Genomic DNA, 15,724 nt, shown 5'->3' with positions numbered 1-15,724 from the left:
CAGGCGCGCACCGACCGTCGACCCGGGCGCGCGTCCACCTTGCGCGCCGCGCGTAGGTCGACGGCCCGGCGGGCGGTGCGCGCCGGATCCCGCGCCGGGCGCCGCGGGTGCACCGGAGCGTCGACATCCGGGGGGGGCCGTGCCTATGCTCCGGCCGCTTCTCGAGCCCCCTTCGAGAGCAGCCGGGGTCGCGCGAAGGCGATCCCCTTGAGGAGAGGTCATGTCGGAGATCCAGAGCGTCATCGCGCGCGAAATCATCGATTCGCGAGGCAACCCCACCGTCGAGGCCGAGGTCACCACGCTGAGCGGCACGGGCCGCGCGGCCGTGCCGAGCGGCGCGTCGACCGGCGAGCACGAGGCCGTCGAACTCAGGGACGGCGACAAGAAGCGCTTCCTCGGCAAGGGCGTGCTCACCGCGGTGAAGAACATCGAGACCGTCCTCGGTCCGGCCGTCCTCGGGATGGATGCGCTCGACCAGGCCGAGCTCGACAAGGTGCTCATCCAGGCCGACGGCTCCCCCAACAAGTCGAAGCTCGGCGCCAACGCCATCCTCGCCGTCTCGATGGCCGCCGCCCGCGCCGCCGCGGACACGGTCGACCTGCCGCTCTGGCGCTACCTCGGCGGCGCCGCGGCGCGCGTCCTTCCGACGCCGCTCATGAACATCCTGAACGGCGGCGTGCACGCCGACAACGGCCTCGAGATCCAGGAGTTCATGATCGTCCCCTACGGCGCCGAGTCGTTCGCCGAGGCGCTGCGCACGGGCACCGAGATCTTCCACACCCTGAAGGGCCTGCTCAAGAAGGACGGCATGATCACGGCCGTCGGCGACGAGGGCGGCTTCGCCCCGCGCCTGCCGTCGAACCGGGCGGCGCTCGAGTACGTCGTGCGCGCCATCGAGGCCGCCGGCCACCGCCCTGGCGAGGACGTCGGCGTCGCGCTCGACTCGGCGCTCAGCGAGTTCTACGACGCGAAGACCGAGCGGTACACCTTCGACAAGCAGTCGAAGACCCGCGAGGAGATCGTCGCGATCTACGACGAGCTCGCCAAGGCGTTCCCGATCGTGTCCATCGAGGATGGCGTCGCCGAGAACGACGAGAAGGGCTGGCGCCTGCTCACGGAGCGGCTCGGCAAGAAGGTCCAGCTCGTCGGCGACGACCTCTTCGTGACGAACCCCGCGCGCCTCGCGAAGGGCATCGAGGACGGCCTCGCCAACGCCATCCTCATCAAGCTGAACCAGATCGGCACCGTCACCGAGACGCTCGAGTGCATCCGCCAGGCGGCCGAGGGCGGCTACCGGTCGATCATCTCGCACCGCTCGGGCGAGACCGAGGACACGTTCATCGCCGACCTCGCGGTCGCGACGAACGCGGGCCAGATCAAGACCGGCTCCGCGTCCCGCTCGGATCGCGTCGCGAAGTACAACCAGCTGCTCCGGATCGCCTACGCGCTCGGCGACGGCCAGGTCTTCGCCGGCCGCGCGCCGTTCCGCCGCCCCGGGGCGAAGCGCGCCAGCTAGCTCCGTTCTACCCGGCCAGGAGTCCGGCCAGCGATGGCCGGGCTCCTGCGCGGGTCGCCGCGCCTTCGCGCTGGCGTTCCTTGCTTTATTTCCTGGGAGATCCCCCTGCGCTCCGCGCCCCGGGATCCGTGGTCGAGCGGGCGAGAGGCCCCGCGCGGCGCTGACCGCGCCGCCGGGGTCGACCTTGCAGCGCTACCAGCGGTCGCGCCCGCCGCCGCCGCCGCGGCCACCGCCGCGCCCGCCGCCACCTCCACGGCCGCCGCCGCCGCCGCCACCCCCGCGGAAGCCGCCGCCGCCGCCGCCCCCGCCGCCGGGGCCGCCGGTGCGCTCGCGCGCCTCGTTGACCGTCAGGGTACGGCCGTCGAGGTCCTTGCCGTGCAGCGCGTTGATGGCCGCCTGCGCCTGGGCATCGCTCACCTCGACGAACCCGAACCCGCGCGACTGCCCGGTCATCCTGTCCGTCATCAATTGAATCGAGAGCACCTCGACGCCGGCCCCTTCGAACGCGGTGCGCAGGCTGTCTTCCGTCGAATGGAACGCCAGGTTCCCCACATAAAGCCGCTTGCTCATGTCTGCCGCCAATCCCGTTGCACGATCCCCGCTTCCCTCGCGGACGGCCCGGATCGTGCCGCGGGCCGCACGCGAAAACACTCCCCGACGACCGGCCGTCACCCCACGTTCGGACGAGGCAACCACGTTGCAGCAGGCGGCCGGATCTGAGGTCGAGGACGAACGAGCCTTGAGGCGCTCCGGAAGCTACCGGCCGGCGGCGGGGTACGCAAGGTATTCCCCCAGGCTGGCCGCGTCTGCCTGTTCTTGACCCCCGCCGCGCGCGGCGCGTCGGACCGTCGGACGGCGGCGACGGCGCGCGCCCACGTTGGATACGGCGTGCGCCTCGTGCCGCGATGCTCCGTGCGATGTGGACGAACGGGCTCCGGGCCTCCTCGCGCCGTTCGTGCTCGAAGTCCCGGCGAGCCGGCCCGCCAGACCGGCGCGGTACCCTCTGCCTGTCCGGAGCTCGACCTGGAGGTCCGTCGCGCTCGCCCACGGCGAGCCCGCCGCCGCGCAGCTCGCGGCGATCGGCCGCTTCCGGGACGGCGCCGAGCGCGACGTCACGGCGCAGGTCGGCTCGAGGGCCAGCGACCTCGTCGCCGCGTGGACGTCGGCGAGCTCACGCGGCGGCGCGCGCGGCGGCCACCGCGGCGCGGGGCTGCACGACGCCGAAGCCCTGCCGCTCCGGCGCGATGCCGGGCAGGCCGCGCGCGGTCTTCATCAGGATGCGCCGGCACTGCTGCGGGGAGAGGCGCGGGTTCGCCTCGAGCATCTGCGCCACGACGCTGCTCACGATCGGCGCGGCGAAGCTCGTCCCGTCCACGTGTTTGTAATGGCCGGAGATCACCTTCTGGTCGCGCAGCTTGGCCGCCGCGAGCTGGCGCACGAGGTACGGCTCGCGGCCGGCGACGGCGTCGAGGTCCGGATCGACGCACGCGTGCTCGACGAGCAGCCCGGGCAGCTCCTCGTCCCGGGCGTGGTCGAGCCGCGAGAGGAGCTGCGCCTGCGCCGCCGTCGGCGTCCCGGGCAGGATGGGCGCCGCCAGCCAGATCGCCGGCGCGATGAGCTCCGGCTTCTGCAGCCCGTCGAGGGTGAGGCCGTACGAAGAGTGGTAGTTCCACGTCTGCTCTCCTGCGCCGCCGTCGTCGAGCCCCCCGACGGCGATGACGCTCGGCGCGCTGGCCGGCGGCAGGACGCGGTGCCCCGGGTCGTGCCCTGCGTTGCCCGCGGCGGCCACGACCACGATGCCGTGCCGGGTCGCGTCGTCGGCGGCGCGCGACAGGCTCCCGGTCAGGTACGACTCCTCGTAATCGCCCCCGCAGGAGATGTTGAGCACACGGATTCCGTGCTGCTCGCGGTGCGCGATCACCCACTCGATGCCCCGCCGGATGTCGTCGTGGACGATGCGGTGGGCGAAGCCGACCTTGACCAGCACGAGGTTCGCCTCCCAGGCGAGGCCGCGGAAGCGCCCGTCGGAGAGCGCGCCGTTCCCGGCGGCGACCACCGAGGTCATCATGCCGTGCCACGACGAGGCGTCCCCGTGCTCGAGCGCCGAGGGGCCCGCCTCGGGCGCGAAGAGGTCGTGGTAGGCGAGGACGCGGTTCCGGGGCGTGGTGAGGTCCGGGTGGGCGTAAAAGCCGGCGTCGAGGAAGGCGATGGTGACGCCGCGGCCGGCGTAGCCGGGGTCCGCGTGCAGCCGGTCCGCGATGGGCAGGATGCGCCTGGGGTCGAGGTCGCTTGGAGGCATCGGCGGGACACTATTTCACCGTTCCGCCGCCCTGCCCTCAGGAACTCCGCGCGAGCCCGCCCGCCCGTCCGGCGGACGCGCGCAGCGCGCCGCCTGGACGGGCGCGCGGCGCTCCGGCAGGCTCGGGCGCATGAGGTCGTTCATCGCGACGATGGTGTATGAGCTCCACCCGGACACGCCCCCGGAAGCGAGGAAGCTCCTCCGCGCGCACCTCGTCGGCAGGCGCTGGCAGGACAGGCACGACGGCGCGGCGATGCCGTCGACCGCGGTCTGGATCCGCCGCTCCGCGGAGGACCACGAGACGACCGACGACCTGCACGCCGCGTGCGCGCGCGACCTCGGCGACGCGGTGGCCGCCGTGGCGCGGGCGGGGCGGCCGATCCAGGTGCTGCGCGCGTGGATCCAGGTGAGCGGCGCGGGGACCTACGGGCTCGTCACGGTGCCGAGGCCGGCGGGCGGCTGAGCGCGCGCGGCGGAAAGCCGCGCCCGCCGCGGCGCTTCGGATAGGCTTGGATGGCTCGAAGGGAGGCTTGGATGGCTCGAAGGGAGGCTTGGATGGCTCGAAGGTTGGGGATTGGCGCGGCGCTGCTCTCGCTGGTCGCGCTCGCGGGCGCCGTGCCGGGCTGCGGCGGCTACGACGCGGAGAAGGCGAGGGAGGTGTGCGCCGAGCACGTCGGCGAGGCCACCTCGCCGGCGCGGGCCGCCTCGTACGCCGACTGCATGGACTGTTACCAGGAGTGCGGTTCGGACTGCGCGGTGCTCGAGAGTGATCCTCCGCAGTTCGCCTGCGCTGACTGATCATCGCGCGCGCGATCGGCGCAGGGAGGGGGCACCCCGACGAGGCGCTACGGGAGGGCCAGGCGCGCGGCCTCGCCGGTCGCCGGCGTCAGTTGACCTGGATGCCGCAGTTGAGGAACTCGATCGAGGTGTCGATCCGGAAGTGAGAGTCGGTCACGTGGCGCTCGGCGAAGAAGAAGTCGAGCTGATACGTCTTCCCGATCTCGAGCCCCAGGTCGTCGAGGTCGACGACTTCGGTCTGCTCGACGTGGATGCCCCCGAGGTCGACCACCTTCTTCCCGTTGATGTACGTGAAGACGTCGTCGTCGCCGGCGAACGTGAACTGCTCGCCGCCCTTGTACTGGAAGCCCATGTGCATCTCGAAGGTGAAATGGTAGTTGTGCCGCCGCCCCTCGTTGCCGAACAGCGCCTCGTCGATCGGGAAGAACTCCCGGTTGTTGTACGTCCACACGCCGTCGCCCTCGGGGTCCTCGAACTGCAGCGTGAGGTTCATCGGCATGTTCACGCCCTCGGTGTCGCGGAACCACACGTCGAAGTTCTCCTTGCCGGTCGTGGTCATGGTGCCCTCGGCCCCGCCGGCATAGACGGGTTTCAGGTCCTCTCCGAGGGTGTCCGTGACGATCATGTGATCGTCGCAGTTGACGCACTTGCCCTCGTCCTGCGGCTCCATGTCGGGGTGCGCCTCCTGGAAGTCGCGCACCCGGCCGGTGAACTTGCCGTCGCACGACTTGCCGGTCTCCTGGTCCCCGTCGGGGTTCCCGCCGACACCGCTGCTGCCGACGCTGGGATTGACCGAGCCGAAGCTGTCATCGTAGCCGCCCGTCCCGGTGGGCCCGCCGGTGGTCCCGCCGGTGGTCCCGCCGGGCCCGCCTGCGCCCTGCCCCTGCGATGACGCGTCGCCTCCGCTGCTGCTGTTCCCCTGATTGTCCACTGCGCTGCACGCACCCAGCACGCCCATAAGCGCAAGCGCCGCCACGCACCCAGCCGTCTTTTTCATCGCGAACCTCGTGTTAAGATGCCGTCCCAAGACCCCGCCGGTAAATTAGCATGCTGGTGTCCTCCCGGCGTGCTGACGTGGCGCGTTATCCGGTCGAATTGCACGCGGCAAATGTGCCTATTCTTTTGATGGCGCTGGGATTTTCTTCTGGTGGTGTTCGCCGGGCGAATCATGGCGCGCAAGCGCCCCGGGAGCGGGGAGCACGTCAATTCGGTGATATCGACGCTCCGGCCACCTCGCGGCCGCCGGCCGACTCCCGAGCTTGACGTCCAACGGCCGACTCCCGAGCTGACGACGACAGCCATGTTCCCCTCTGCTGCGCCGGCGACCCTCGCCCTGCCGCGCGAGGCACCTCTCGTGGCGGCGCGATCTCCCGCCACGTCGTTTCGTCCACGGCGCGGGCCGCTCATGGCTTGGGCCACGTCGCCGGAGCGGCCGCGCCGGCACGAGGGGCTCGACTTCCGGGCACGCTCGGGTTACGCGAGGGCCGCTCGTCACGGACACGGAAGAGACGCAGGTACGCGGTGGACCACGAGACGCGGAGCGATACCGAGCCCGGCTCCAGCGCCGCTGAGGCGCGGGAGGCTTGCCACGCCGCCGAGGCGAGCCCGGTGCCCGTCCCGTGGGCGGAGCCGCCGCCCCGGCGATCGACCGGCGCCGGCGTGGCGACCTGTCCTGTCTGCCTCGAGCGCATTGCCGCCGGGGTCGCCCTCTGCCCCGAGTGCGGGGAGCCGGCGGACGTGCCCAGGCGGAAGGCGGCGGCGCCTTCGATCCCCGATGCCCCCAGCGACGCGAGCTGGCTCGCCCTCCACTGGCGCCCGCTCGTCACGATCGGCGCGATCCTGGGGCTCATCAGCACCGGCGGCGCGCTCCGCTACCTGGCGCCCCACCGGTTCGCGCCGTCCCGGGCCGCGTCGCCGGTCGCTCCCCCGGCCCCGGTGTGCGGGACGCCGTGCTGGAGCGGCGAGTCGTGCCAGCTCGGCCGCTGCGTCTGGCAGCGCCCGAACGACGTCGGCCACCTGGCCGGCGCGCACGCGCCCTCGATCGCCGGCCCCTTCTCGCTCCCCAAGGACGCGCTCGACGCGCTCCCGCTCGACCGCGACCGCTTCGTGGTCGCGCTGTCCGCCGGCCTGGAGGTGCGCAGCGCCCGGACCGGCGAGGCGCTGAGCCTCGTGTCCGAGGCGCCGCACGTCCGGCGCCTGCACCGCGTGGGCGATGTCGTCTATGCGACCGCGCCCTCGCGCATCTACGTGATCGACGCCGCCACGACGCGGCTGCTCAAGACGATCGAGCTCGGCGAGGCGGTGGGGGACATCCAGGTCGGCGCCTCGGGCCGGCGCGCGCTCGCCTCGCTGCCGGCGGCGCACGCGGTGGCGATCCTCGCGACCGAGTACCACGCCGAGATCGAGCGCATCCAGTTCGGCGACGACGCCGTGGGCCCCGTGGCCGTGGACGACAGCGGCAGCCGGGCGATCACGACGACGGGCCAGCTCCCGCTGCCCGGCCAGCGCGAGCCGTCGGGCGGCGTCGCCTACCCGTTCGACCCGAGCCGGCTCGGCTCGGAGCAGGATCGCGTGCGCACCTCGATGGTGGGCAACCCGGCCAGCGCGCTCATGATCCCCGACGGCTCGGCGGGCTTCGTGGCCCTCCGGGCCGAGAACACCCTGGTGCCGCTCACCTGGCTCCCGTCGGGCGCGGTCCGGCAGGAGGCGCGCATCACGACGTGCCGGGAGCCGGAGCAGATCGCGCTCGTCCGGAGCGACCGGCGCGCGATCGTGCGGTGCAACGAGGGGCGGGCGATCCAGGTCTTCGATCTGTCGAAGCGCGAGCTGCTCCGCGCCGTCACGTTCCCCGGCCGCGCGCTCGACATGGCCGTCGCTCCGGACGGGGCGCAGGCGGTCGTCGCGCTGAGCGGCGACGGGGCGGGCTCGGTGGCCCTTGTCGATCTGAAGAGCTACGCGGCGAAGGTCCACCCGCTCGGCGGCGAGCCGACGCGGGTGCGGCTCGCCCCGGACGGCGGCTCGGCGCTCGCGCTCGGCGATCGCGCCAAGGTCGCGTGGGTGCTGCAATGAGCGAGCGTCGCGTCCCGTGCCCGAGCTGCGGCGCGCGGATCGTCGAGGGGGCGCGCAAGTGCCGCGCCTGCAAGGGGTGGCTCGGCGAGCGCCACCGCGGCTCCGTGGGGTCGCTCTCCGGCCGCGAGCCGCGCCTGGCGCGGGCCGCGGTGACCGTGGCGAGCGGCGTCGCGGCCGTGATCATCGCCACCCTGACCAGCCTGAAGTCGCCCGTCGGCGAGGCGCCGCCGCTGACCGCGCTCGCGCCGGAGGGCGCCGCCTCGCGCGCCGCGCGCGACACGGCGGACGACGCGCCGGACCCCGCCGCGTTCGGCCCCGACCCCGTCGAGCCCGCGCCGCCCCCGGCGGAGCCGAAGGGCCGCTGGCGCGCCCGCGAGTTCCGGATCGGGGACGTGCACCCGCTCGACGTGGTCTTCAACCCGAGCGGCGCGTCGATCTACGTCAGCGGCGACGACGCCTCGCTGCGCGAGTACAAGCTCCAGAGCGGCGAGCTCATCCACAAGGCGTCGATGCCGGCGCAGGGCGACCACATCCGGCTCCTGTTCGACCGCTACGTCGCGGTGCTGCGGCACGTGGACGCCGCGCGGATCCCGGTGATGGACACGACCGCGTGGGATCGCGATCCGGTCCTGCTCGACGTCGGCCGGACGCCGGGCGACATCGTGGCGCTGCCGGACGGCAGGACGGTGGTCGCGGCGACGACGGACACGAAGCGCGTGACGAAGTTCGAGCTGCCGACGGGGGTGCGGCTCGCGAACATCACGCTCCCGCACGCCACGGGGCAGCTGTTCCTCGTGCAGGCCGAGGGGCGCCCCTACATCGCGGCGCTCGGCGCGCTGACGCACGGGGGCCGGCCGGCGGGCGCGTGGATCGACCTGTTCGACCCGAGCGAGTCGCCGTTCGGCGCGACCCGGCGGAGCATCGCGGTCGGGCGCGAGCCGCGCGAGGGCGACATCACGAGGGATGGCGGCGCCGTGTTCTTCCCGGATCGGCTGTCCAACACGGCGATCCTGCTGAGCGTCGCCGGGGTGACCGAGACGAGGAAGGCGCGCGTCGGCGTCGGCCCGACCGCGGGCTTCTTGCTCGATGAGGACCGCTACGGCATCACGCTCAACGCCGAGGCGCGGACCGCGAGCGTCATCGACCTGTCGACGATGGAGGTGAAGAGCACGCTCCCGCTCCGCGGGGTGCCGCGGACGGGCGTGACGTCGCCCGACCGGAAGACGCTCTTCGTGGCGCTCGGCGGGACCCAGTGGCCGCCGGTCGGCAGCGGCGTCGCGGTCATCGCGGGCGACCCGCCGCGGGTCGTGGCGTCGCTGCCCACGGGCAAGGGCGCGTGCGCCGTGGCGGTCTCGAAGGACGGCGCGCGGGCGGTGGTCGCTTCGTACTGGGACCGGTCGATCACGGTGCTCGAGCAGCAGTAGCCCGGCCGCGGCGCCGGGGCGGCGCTCCGCGCGGAGCGCGCCCGCGGGGCCCCTGGATGGCCTGCGTGGTTCTCCGAGGTTCCGCGGCGCGCAGGTGACGACACCTCCCGCGAACAGAGGTGTCGAACACGCGCCATCCAAGCTGGGAGAGAAGATGTGGTTGCGCCCCGGCGTCGCGTTCGCGATGGGGCTCGATGATCCGATGAAGGCGTCAGAGCACAAGATTCTGCAGATTCAATTCGGTGCGTTCAGGAATTCGACGAACCAGGCCTCGACGAAGGCCGAGATAGGACACCTCCCCCGTTCACGGTTCCGGCGATGCTTCCCGGGTTGACGCTACACGCAGTTCGCCCGATAGCGTCCGCATGCGGCTGGGGAACATCCAGGCCCTGCCCGGAGTCGGGCTGCGGTGGTGAGCTATCCCCCGCTGCGCGCGCGCGTGCTCGTGTTGGCGGCGCTCGCCGCCTGCCGTGGCGGCTCGGGTACACCTGGCGCCGGGCCGGCGCCCGACGCGGGTGCTGCAACGCCGGCGCCCTCCGTTGCGCCCACCGCGAGCGCGGCCAGCGCTCCGAGCGCGCCGTCGCTGGACGCGGGGGTGGCGGACGCAGCGGCAACGGACGCAGCTGCGGTCGATGCGGCAGCACCGGACGGCGCCGTACCGGACGCGGCAGCGGCACCAGCGGGCGCAGGCTGCGCGCTGCGCCGAGGGCCGCTCTCGCTCTCGCTCCAGGGGCCGGCGCTGCTGTGGTCTCCCGACGCGTCGGAGCGCGCCGACTTCCGGGTGATCTTCAACCGCGACGGCGTGGCGCAGCACGTCGCGCCGTCGTTCGGCGGGCTCACCGCGCCGAGCTCTCCGCCCGCGGAGGCCGCGCCCGACGCGCCCGACGCCGGAGATGGCGGCGGCGATCCAGCGCGCGCCTCGTGGCCGGCGTGCGCGGTGGCCTCCCGGTTCGTGTACTGCATGGATCACGGCGGCACGATCCGGAGGACCCCGCTCGGCGGCGGCGAAGGGCCGCCCATCGGCGCCGGGCGCCGCGGCACGGGGATCTCCGCCGTCGCGCTGCCCGGAGGGCACACGCTGCTCGCCTTCCTCTCGGATCGGAAGACGACCGAGGGCGCCGTGACGCAGGCCTTCGCGGTGCTCGACGACGGGGCCGCCGTGCCGCTCTCCGAGGAGGGCAGCGGCGCCACCTTCGTCGCGCTGTCGCCCTGGAAGGCAGGCGCGCTCGCGATGTACATCGACGCGCGGTCGGCGCTGACGCCGGTGCACGCCCGCACGCTGGGGCTCACGGCGGAAGGCAAGCTCGAGCTCGGCCCTGACGCGGTCGTCTTCGTCGGCGACGCGGGGGAATCGCGGATGGGCGGCGCGCTCGCCATCGGCGCCGCCGGGCCTGCGTACGTGCTCCTGCCGGCGGCGAAGGACATCTCGGCGTTCGGCATGGCGGCGATCCGCGTCGACGAGGCGCCGCGCGACGACATGCCCGCGGTCTGGTCGCTCTACCCGAACGGGCTCAGCCCCGCGCCGATCGCGGCAACGCAGGGCGTCTCGCCGATCCACGTGGCCCGGGTCCGGCCCGTCTCGCGCGAGCCCGGGGCGCGCCAAGCGCTCGAGCTCGGGCAGCTCGACGGCGAAGGGCGGTTTCACGCGCGCTGCGTCGCGGTGGAGGGCAAGTCGTTCAAGCACGTGGCGATCGAGGCGGATCGCGGCGGCTCGCTGTGGATCGCGTACACGAACGCGGCCGGCACCTTCATCGAGCAGCGCGCCGCGGGGCCGTGATAAGCCAACCGCGTGGATTCGCGAATCCATCCCTATCGTAAATCTTAAGGAGTCGAGATGAAGCTAGGTTCTATGGCCAGGGGCATTTCATGGCCGCTCGTGTCGCTGATCGCGCTCGGCGTCGCTGGCTGCAGCGACGGCGGCGGCGGTGACGCCGGCAGCGCGGAGAGCGCCTCGTCCGCCGCCGGCGGGCCGGGGGGCGCGGGCGCGGTCGGCGCCAGCGCCGGCACAGGCGCTGGCGCTGGCGCGGGGGGCGGGGACGGCGTCACGACGGGCGCGGGCGCTGGTCCGGGCAGCTCCACGACGGCCGGCTCCACCTCCTCGACGAGCGGCGGCGGCGGCGATCCCAGCGCCACGAGCACCGGCGCGACCACCTCGACGGGAACGGGCAGCGAGCCGGTGAGCTGCGACTACCCCGCGGAGTACGCGAACGGCTCCATCACCTTCTACACGCTCGACATGGGCTCGACCGAGGTGAACTGCAGCTACCCGATCGTCGGGCGCAACCCGGACGTCGTCGGGCACGTCCCGTTCGGCGGAGGCCAGTACTTCGCCGCCATGAACACCACCGACTACGACGCGGCGGCGATGTGCGGCGCGTGCGTCGAGGTCTCCCGGGACGACGGGCGCAAGGTGCAGGCCATGGTCGTGGACCAGTGCCCGATCGCCACGAACCCGAAGTGCACGGCGGGCCACATCGATCTCAGCAAGAGCGCCTTTCTCAAGATCGGCGAAGAGCGAGAAGGGTATCTGGGGACCACCCACGGCGGCGCGGCGGGGAAGATCTCCTGGCGGTACATCCCCTGTCCGACGACGAGCGCCGTCTCCTTCCGCCTCAAGGACGCGAGCAACAAGTACTGGAACGAGATCCTCGTCGAGGGGCACGCGCACCCGATCGAGAAGCTGGAGGTGGAGATCAACGGCACGTGGCAGACGGCCACGCGGCAGTCGTACAACTATTTCGTCGTCGGCGACGGGAACATGGGGAATGCGCCCTATCACGTCCGCGCCACCGACATCAACGGTTCCACCGTGGAAGCGATGCTCGACCTCAAGGCCGGAAACCAGCCCGCGAGCGGGCAGTTCGCCGCCTGCGACTGAGACCGAGGCCTGCGCCGCCTGCTCGAGGGCGGCCGCCCGGAGGCCCGGTGGTGGACGCGCCGCTCGCGCGGCGTGGCCGAGCTCCCACGGGCGCCGCGGCCGCGCCGGGCTGCGGGGAAGCGCGCTCGCCAGCCGGCTGGTCGCGGCGCCAGCTGGTAGGATGGCCGCTCCCTGCGGTCGCGACGCGCCGCCGGGATCTCCAGGAGAACACCGTGCAAGACCCTCGCCCCGGCCCGTCGCCGCTCACCGTCGACGACTTCGAGCGCGCAGCGCGCGCCCGGCTGTCGAAGATGGCCTATGACTACTACCGATCAGGCGCCGACGAGGGCCGCACGCTCCGCGAGAACCGGCGCGCCTTCCGCCGCCTCGAGATCCATTACCGCGTCCTCGTCGACGTGGCCCAGCGCGACATGAGCACGACCGTGCTCGGCACGAGGGTGCCGTTCCCCATCCTCGTGGCGCCGACGGCCTATCAGCGCCTCGCGCACCCCGACGGCGAGATCGCCTCCTCGCGGGCAGCCTCCGAGCTCGGCACCATCTTCACGCTCTCCACCCTCTCGACGACGAGCCTCGAGGCGGTGGCGGGCGCGTCTCCAGGGCCGAAGTGGTTCCAGCTCTACGTCCACAAGGATCGGGGCCTCACGCGCGCCCTCGTCGAGCGGGCCGAGTCCTCCGGCTACCGGGCGCTGATGCTGACCGTCGACACACCGGTCCTCGGCCGCCGGATAGCGGACGTGCGCAACGGCTTCGCGCTGCCCGAGGGGCTCGTGATGGCGAACCTCGTCGATGTCGCCGCGGCCGCCCCGGCCGAGGAGCGGGGCTCTCTGCTCGCGTCCTACGTCGCCTCCCGACATGACGCCTCGCTGACGTGGCGCGACGTCGGGTGGCTCGCCTCGCTCACGAAGCTCCCACTCCTGCTCAAGGGCATCGTCAGGCCGGACGACGCGGTCCGCGCGCTCGACGCGGGCGCCGCCGGCGTCGTCGTCTCCAACCACGGCGCGCGGCAGCTCGACGGCGCCCCCGCGACGATCGAGGCCCTCCCGGCGATCGCCGACGCGGTCGCCGGGCGGTGCCTGGTGCTGATGGACGGCGGTATCCGGTGGGGTACCGACGTGCTGAAGGCGATCGCGCTCGGCGCCCGCGCGGTGCTGGTCGGACGCCCAGTCCTGTGGGGGCTCGCCGCGCTCGGCGGCGAGGGCGTCGCGCGCGTGCTCGCGGGGTTGCGCGATGAGCTCTCGATCGCCATGGCGCTCGCCGGCTGTCCTACCCTGGCATCCATCGATCGCGACCTGATCCGACGAGCTCAGGCGCGATGATGGATTCCTGAGTCTCACGAGCGCGGAGTTTTCCAAGATCGGCGCTGTCCCGCGTGCGGCCAGGCGGCGGACGGCGACCGATCGCGACGCGCACGTGCGCACGTGCGCACGTCGATCCATTGCTGCGCTCCGCTGCATCGAGGTGCCAAGGCGTCTTCGACGAAAGAAAAGGTGGCGGCCACTCAACCTCACCCGTACACTCGGCCATCGTGAGCAGCGTAGTACCTGCGAGGGACCGGTGGCGGAGGCTCTTCACGCGAGGCGCTGGCGCCTCCGGGGGGATGCCGGCGCCCGAGGGAGCGGACCCGGCCATGGGGATTCGGCTCCGGCGTTTCGCGGGGCCGGCGGCCTACCTCGAGCAGGTGTCGTCGCTCCGGATTGCCCACCTGACGGATCAGCATGTCGGTCGCGTGACGTCGGTGCGGGTGCAGCGCGCGGCCGTCGCGCTGACGAACCTGCAGCGGCCCGACCTCGTCGTGCTCACGGGCGATTTCGTGTGCCACAGCCAGCTCTACCTCGATCAGCTGGAAGAGGTGGTGCGCGGCTTCGAGGCGCCGGTGATCGCCGTGCTGGGGAATCACGATCACTGGTCGGGCGCCGACGCGGTGAAGCGCGCGCTCGAGCGGGGCGGCGCCGCGGTGCTCTGCAACGCGAGCACGGTGGTCACGCTGGGCCATGAGCGGCTCCAGGTGGTGGGGCTCGACGACGCGTATACGGGCCACGCGTCGCTCGAGAAGGCGGTGAAGGGGGTGCGGCGCGACCTGCCGACGCTGGGCCTCTCGCACATCGCGGAGGAGGCGGACGGGCTCTGGCGCCATGGCATCCCGCTGGTGCTGTCGGGCCACACGCACGCGGGCCAGGTGACGGTCGCGCGGCTGAACGAGCTCTCGATCGGCAAGATCGCGGGGCACCGGTACATTCACGGGCTCTACGGCACGCGCAAGCGGGGGGAGCCTGGCCAGGGGGCGGTCTACGTCGGGGCGGGGATCGGCGCGGCGGTGATGCCGTTGCGCCTCGGCGAGCGGGGCCAGCGGGAGGTCGCGATCTTCGAGCTCGGCAGCGAGCCGGGGTCGTTCGACGAGCACCACGCGGAGCAGGTGCCGCACCTCGGGCGCAAGCCGTCGCCGGAGCTCATGGCGAGCCGCGCGGCGAAGGTGGCGAGGAACCGGGAGCGGCGGACGCGGGTGCACCGGCACGGCGAGGGGAGCGCCGGCGGCGGAGAGGCGTAGCGCCGCGGCGCCAAAGGCCGTCCCTGGTTGGGTAGTGGTCAACTTTACCCAGAGAGAGTCCACATGAAGGCGGGAAGGCGGGAAGATCATTGAGGTTTTCTTCCCGCCTTCCCGCCTTCATGTTCAAATTTGACCACTACCCCTGGTTGCGGCTCAGAGCTCCTTGCGAGCGCTCTGTCCCGCATCCCTGGCCGGATCCCTGGTGGGTAGCGCTAATAGCGAAAGCCCAGGGCTCCCGAGGGCCCCCAGAGGATCGCCGAGGCGAGATCGACGTTCATCCGAGCCTCGAGGTAGATCGCGTGCTGATCGAGGGTGACGAGGTCGTAGCTCAGGTGCCCGCTGAACCCGAAGGCCGTGGAGGTCATGGACGACGTTGACGTCGCGCGGGTCACCGCGAGCAGGAGCAGGTCGGCGCCTCCGCCGAGCCGGAAATCGCCGAGGTGGGTCTCCACCGCGAAGCTCGGGCGGATCATGCGCGCGGGGAGGCCGGACTCGGTGACGCCGACGAAGCCCTCGAACCCTCCCCAGAGCGCGACGTGCTCGAGCGTGCCCCCGGCGGCGGCGCCGAAGCTCGCTCCATAGATGGCGAGGGAATAGAAGCTTTGCCACGCGCCCCCGGCGTGGAGCTTGACGCCGAAGCCGCGCTTCCACCCCGCCGGGCCCTCGGGTGCGGGCGGCGAGGTCGACGGCGCCTGTGCGGTCGCGGGCGGCGGCGAGGGGAGGGGCGCCAGAGCGGGCGGCCCCGGAGGAGGCTGCGGCTCCTGCGCGCTGGCGAGGGCGGGGGCGAGGAGCCCGGAGAGCGCGGCCGCGCCGCCCCATCGCAGCCGCGACGAGCGGATACGTCGCCTCATCGACACACCAACGGGCGCGCGACGCCTGTGCTCCCCCCCTCGGCGAGCTTCATGCGCGCGGCCGCCTGCTCGCAGACGTGGCTCGCGACGAGGTCGCCGCACTCCCTGTCCTGGATGCACCGGCTCTCGTCGACCGTGAGCCACAGCTCCTCGTTCCCGCTACAGCTGATGTTCTGCCGACAGAGCGCGGGAGTCGCGGCGAACGACGGACAGCACGCCTCGAGATGCGCAGCCGCGTTTTCGCACAGGAACTCCTGCTCGCTGATGCCCATCCCGAGGGCGAGCGGCGCGAGCAGGATGACGCACAGGATTCGACGGGTAGAGATCCAGGATCTCACGTTCAA

The 15,724-nt window shown here is 72.8% G+C and carries 14 protein-coding genes; 9 read left to right on the top strand and 5 right to left on the bottom strand.

Features of this window, described 5'->3' with window-relative positions; all coding sequences use genetic code 11:
• Nucleotides 1–220 precede the first annotated feature (220 nt).
• Nucleotides 221–1,516 (top strand): phosphopyruvate hydratase, encoded by a 1,296-nt coding sequence (gene eno, locus WMF27_RS38590; protein ID WP_437763904.1) that lies wholly within the window; start codon nt 221–223, stop codon nt 1,514–1,516.
• 192 nt (nt 1,517–1,708) lie between these two features.
• Here eno and WMF27_RS38585 read toward each other — a convergent pair whose 3' ends face one another.
• Together WMF27_RS38585 and WMF27_RS38580 are read right to left on the bottom strand one after the other, a co-directional pair.
• Nucleotides 1,709–2,086, bottom strand: coding sequence for an RNA recognition motif domain-containing protein (locus WMF27_RS38585; protein WP_437763905.1), 378 nt, complete (start codon nt 2,084–2,086; stop codon nt 1,709–1,711).
• A 601-nt stretch (nt 2,087–2,687) separates the two neighbouring features.
• Nucleotides 2,688–3,815: a S8 family serine peptidase gene (locus WMF27_RS38580; RefSeq protein ID WP_437763906.1), complete on the bottom strand. Its 1,128-nt coding sequence runs from the start codon at nt 3,813–3,815 to the stop codon at nt 2,688–2,690.
• 130 nt (nt 3,816–3,945) lie between these two features.
• Between WMF27_RS38580 and WMF27_RS38575 the strand changes: the two genes are divergently transcribed.
• Nucleotides 3,946–4,278: a hypothetical protein gene (locus tag WMF27_RS38575; RefSeq protein WP_437763907.1), complete on the top strand. Its 333-nt coding sequence runs from the start codon at nt 3,946–3,948 to the stop codon at nt 4,276–4,278.
• Between the two features lie 92 nt (nt 4,279–4,370).
• The gene (locus WMF27_RS38570) at nt 4,371–4,613 is read left to right on the top strand and encodes a hypothetical protein (RefSeq protein WP_437763908.1); all 243 of its coding nucleotides are present in this window, start codon (nt 4,371–4,373) and stop codon (nt 4,611–4,613) included.
• A gap of 88 nt (nt 4,614–4,701) precedes the next feature.
• On the opposite strand, the gene WMF27_RS38565 is transcribed toward WMF27_RS38570, so the two are convergent.
• The gene (locus WMF27_RS38565) at nt 4,702–5,610 is read right to left on the bottom strand and encodes a fibro-slime domain-containing protein (RefSeq protein WP_437943418.1); all 909 of its coding nucleotides are present in this window, start codon (nt 5,608–5,610) and stop codon (nt 4,702–4,704) included.
• Between the two features lie 524 nt (nt 5,611–6,134).
• Between WMF27_RS38565 and WMF27_RS38560 the strand changes: the two genes are divergently transcribed.
• The 6 genes from WMF27_RS38560 (at nt 6,135) to WMF27_RS38535 (ending at nt 14,529) form a co-directional block, all read left to right on the top strand.
• Nucleotides 6,135–7,682, top strand: coding sequence for a YncE family protein (locus WMF27_RS38560; RefSeq protein WP_437763910.1), 1,548 nt, complete (start codon nt 6,135–6,137; stop codon nt 7,680–7,682).
• Nucleotides 7,679–9,106 carry a hypothetical protein gene (locus WMF27_RS38555; RefSeq protein WP_437763911.1) on the top strand — a complete coding sequence of 476 codons (1,428 nt, stop codon included), beginning with the start codon at nt 7,679–7,681 and terminating at the stop codon, nt 9,104–9,106. Before WMF27_RS38560 ends, WMF27_RS38555 begins: the two co-directional genes overlap by 4 nt.
• Nucleotides 9,107–9,518: 412 nt before the next feature.
• A complete protein-coding gene (locus WMF27_RS38550; RefSeq protein WP_437943417.1) occupies nt 9,519–10,883 on the top strand; it encodes a hypothetical protein in 1,365 nt (454 codons plus the stop codon).
• Between the two features lie 57 nt (nt 10,884–10,940).
• Nucleotides 10,941–11,984 carry an expansin EXLX1 family cellulose-binding protein gene (locus tag WMF27_RS38545; RefSeq protein ID WP_437763913.1) on the top strand — a complete coding sequence of 348 codons (1,044 nt, stop codon included), beginning with the start codon at nt 10,941–10,943 and terminating at the stop codon, nt 11,982–11,984.
• Between the two features lie 212 nt (nt 11,985–12,196).
• Entirely contained in the window at nt 12,197–13,300 is a 1,104-nt protein-coding gene (locus tag WMF27_RS38540; RefSeq protein WP_437763914.1) for an alpha-hydroxy acid oxidase, read from the top strand.
• A 311-nt stretch (nt 13,301–13,611) separates the two neighbouring features.
• A complete protein-coding gene (locus tag WMF27_RS38535) occupies nt 13,612–14,529 on the top strand; it encodes a metallophosphoesterase (RefSeq protein WP_437763915.1) in 918 nt (305 codons plus the stop codon).
• A 212-nt stretch (nt 14,530–14,741) separates the two neighbouring features.
• Here the strand turns inward: WMF27_RS38535 and WMF27_RS38530 are convergent, their stop codons facing one another.
• Both WMF27_RS38530 and WMF27_RS38525 read right to left on the bottom strand, forming a co-directional pair.
• On the bottom strand, nt 14,742–15,380 hold the full coding sequence (locus WMF27_RS38530; RefSeq protein WP_437763916.1) for a hypothetical protein: 639 nt from the start codon (nt 15,378–15,380) through the stop codon (nt 14,742–14,744).
• Nucleotides 15,377–15,718 (bottom strand): hypothetical protein, encoded by a 342-nt coding sequence (locus WMF27_RS38525; RefSeq protein WP_437763917.1) that lies wholly within the window; start codon nt 15,716–15,718, stop codon nt 15,377–15,379. The genes WMF27_RS38530 and WMF27_RS38525 overlap by 4 nt, the downstream gene beginning before the upstream one ends.
• Nucleotides 15,719–15,724 lie beyond the last annotated feature (6 nt).

Origin of the sequence: Sorangium sp. So ce281, assembly GCF_051527395.1 — a bacterium.
Taxonomy (GTDB): domain Bacteria; phylum Myxococcota_A; class Polyangia; order Polyangiales; family Polyangiaceae; genus Sorangium; species Sorangium cellulosum_B.
This window is presented reverse-complemented; position numbering and strand designations above follow the sequence as displayed.

What these genes read in the sequence shown, in the direction of transcription:
- WMF27_RS38575 (WP_437763907.1), top strand. Translation starts at nt 3,946, where the DNA reads ATGAGGTCGTTCATCGCGACGATGGTGTATGAGCTCCACCCGGACACG.
- WMF27_RS38535 (WP_437763915.1), top strand. Translation starts at nt 13,612, where the DNA reads ATGGGGATTCGGCTCCGGCGTTTCGCGGGGCCGGCGGCCTACCTCGAG.
- WMF27_RS38545 (WP_437763913.1), top strand. Translation starts at nt 10,941, where the DNA reads ATGAAGCTAGGTTCTATGGCCAGGGGCATTTCATGGCCGCTCGTGTCG.
- WMF27_RS38530 (WP_437763916.1), bottom strand. Translation starts at nt 15,380, where the DNA reads ATGAGGCGACGTATCCGCTCGTCGCGGCTGCGATGGGGCGGCGCGGCC.
- WMF27_RS38585 (WP_437763905.1), bottom strand. Translation starts at nt 2,086, where the DNA reads ATGAGCAAGCGGCTTTATGTGGGGAACCTGGCGTTCCATTCGACGGAA.
- eno (WP_437763904.1), top strand. Translation starts at nt 221, where the DNA reads ATGTCGGAGATCCAGAGCGTCATCGCGCGCGAAATCATCGATTCGCGA.
- WMF27_RS38580 (WP_437763906.1), bottom strand. Translation starts at nt 3,815, where the DNA reads ATGCCTCCAAGCGACCTCGACCCCAGGCGCATCCTGCCCATCGCGGAC.
- WMF27_RS38565 (WP_437943418.1), bottom strand. Translation starts at nt 5,610, where the DNA reads ATGAAAAAGACGGCTGGGTGCGTGGCGGCGCTTGCGCTTATGGGCGTG.
- WMF27_RS38570 (WP_437763908.1), top strand. Translation starts at nt 4,371, where the DNA reads ATGGCTCGAAGGTTGGGGATTGGCGCGGCGCTGCTCTCGCTGGTCGCG.
- WMF27_RS38555 (WP_437763911.1), top strand. Translation starts at nt 7,679, where the DNA reads ATGAGCGAGCGTCGCGTCCCGTGCCCGAGCTGCGGCGCGCGGATCGTC.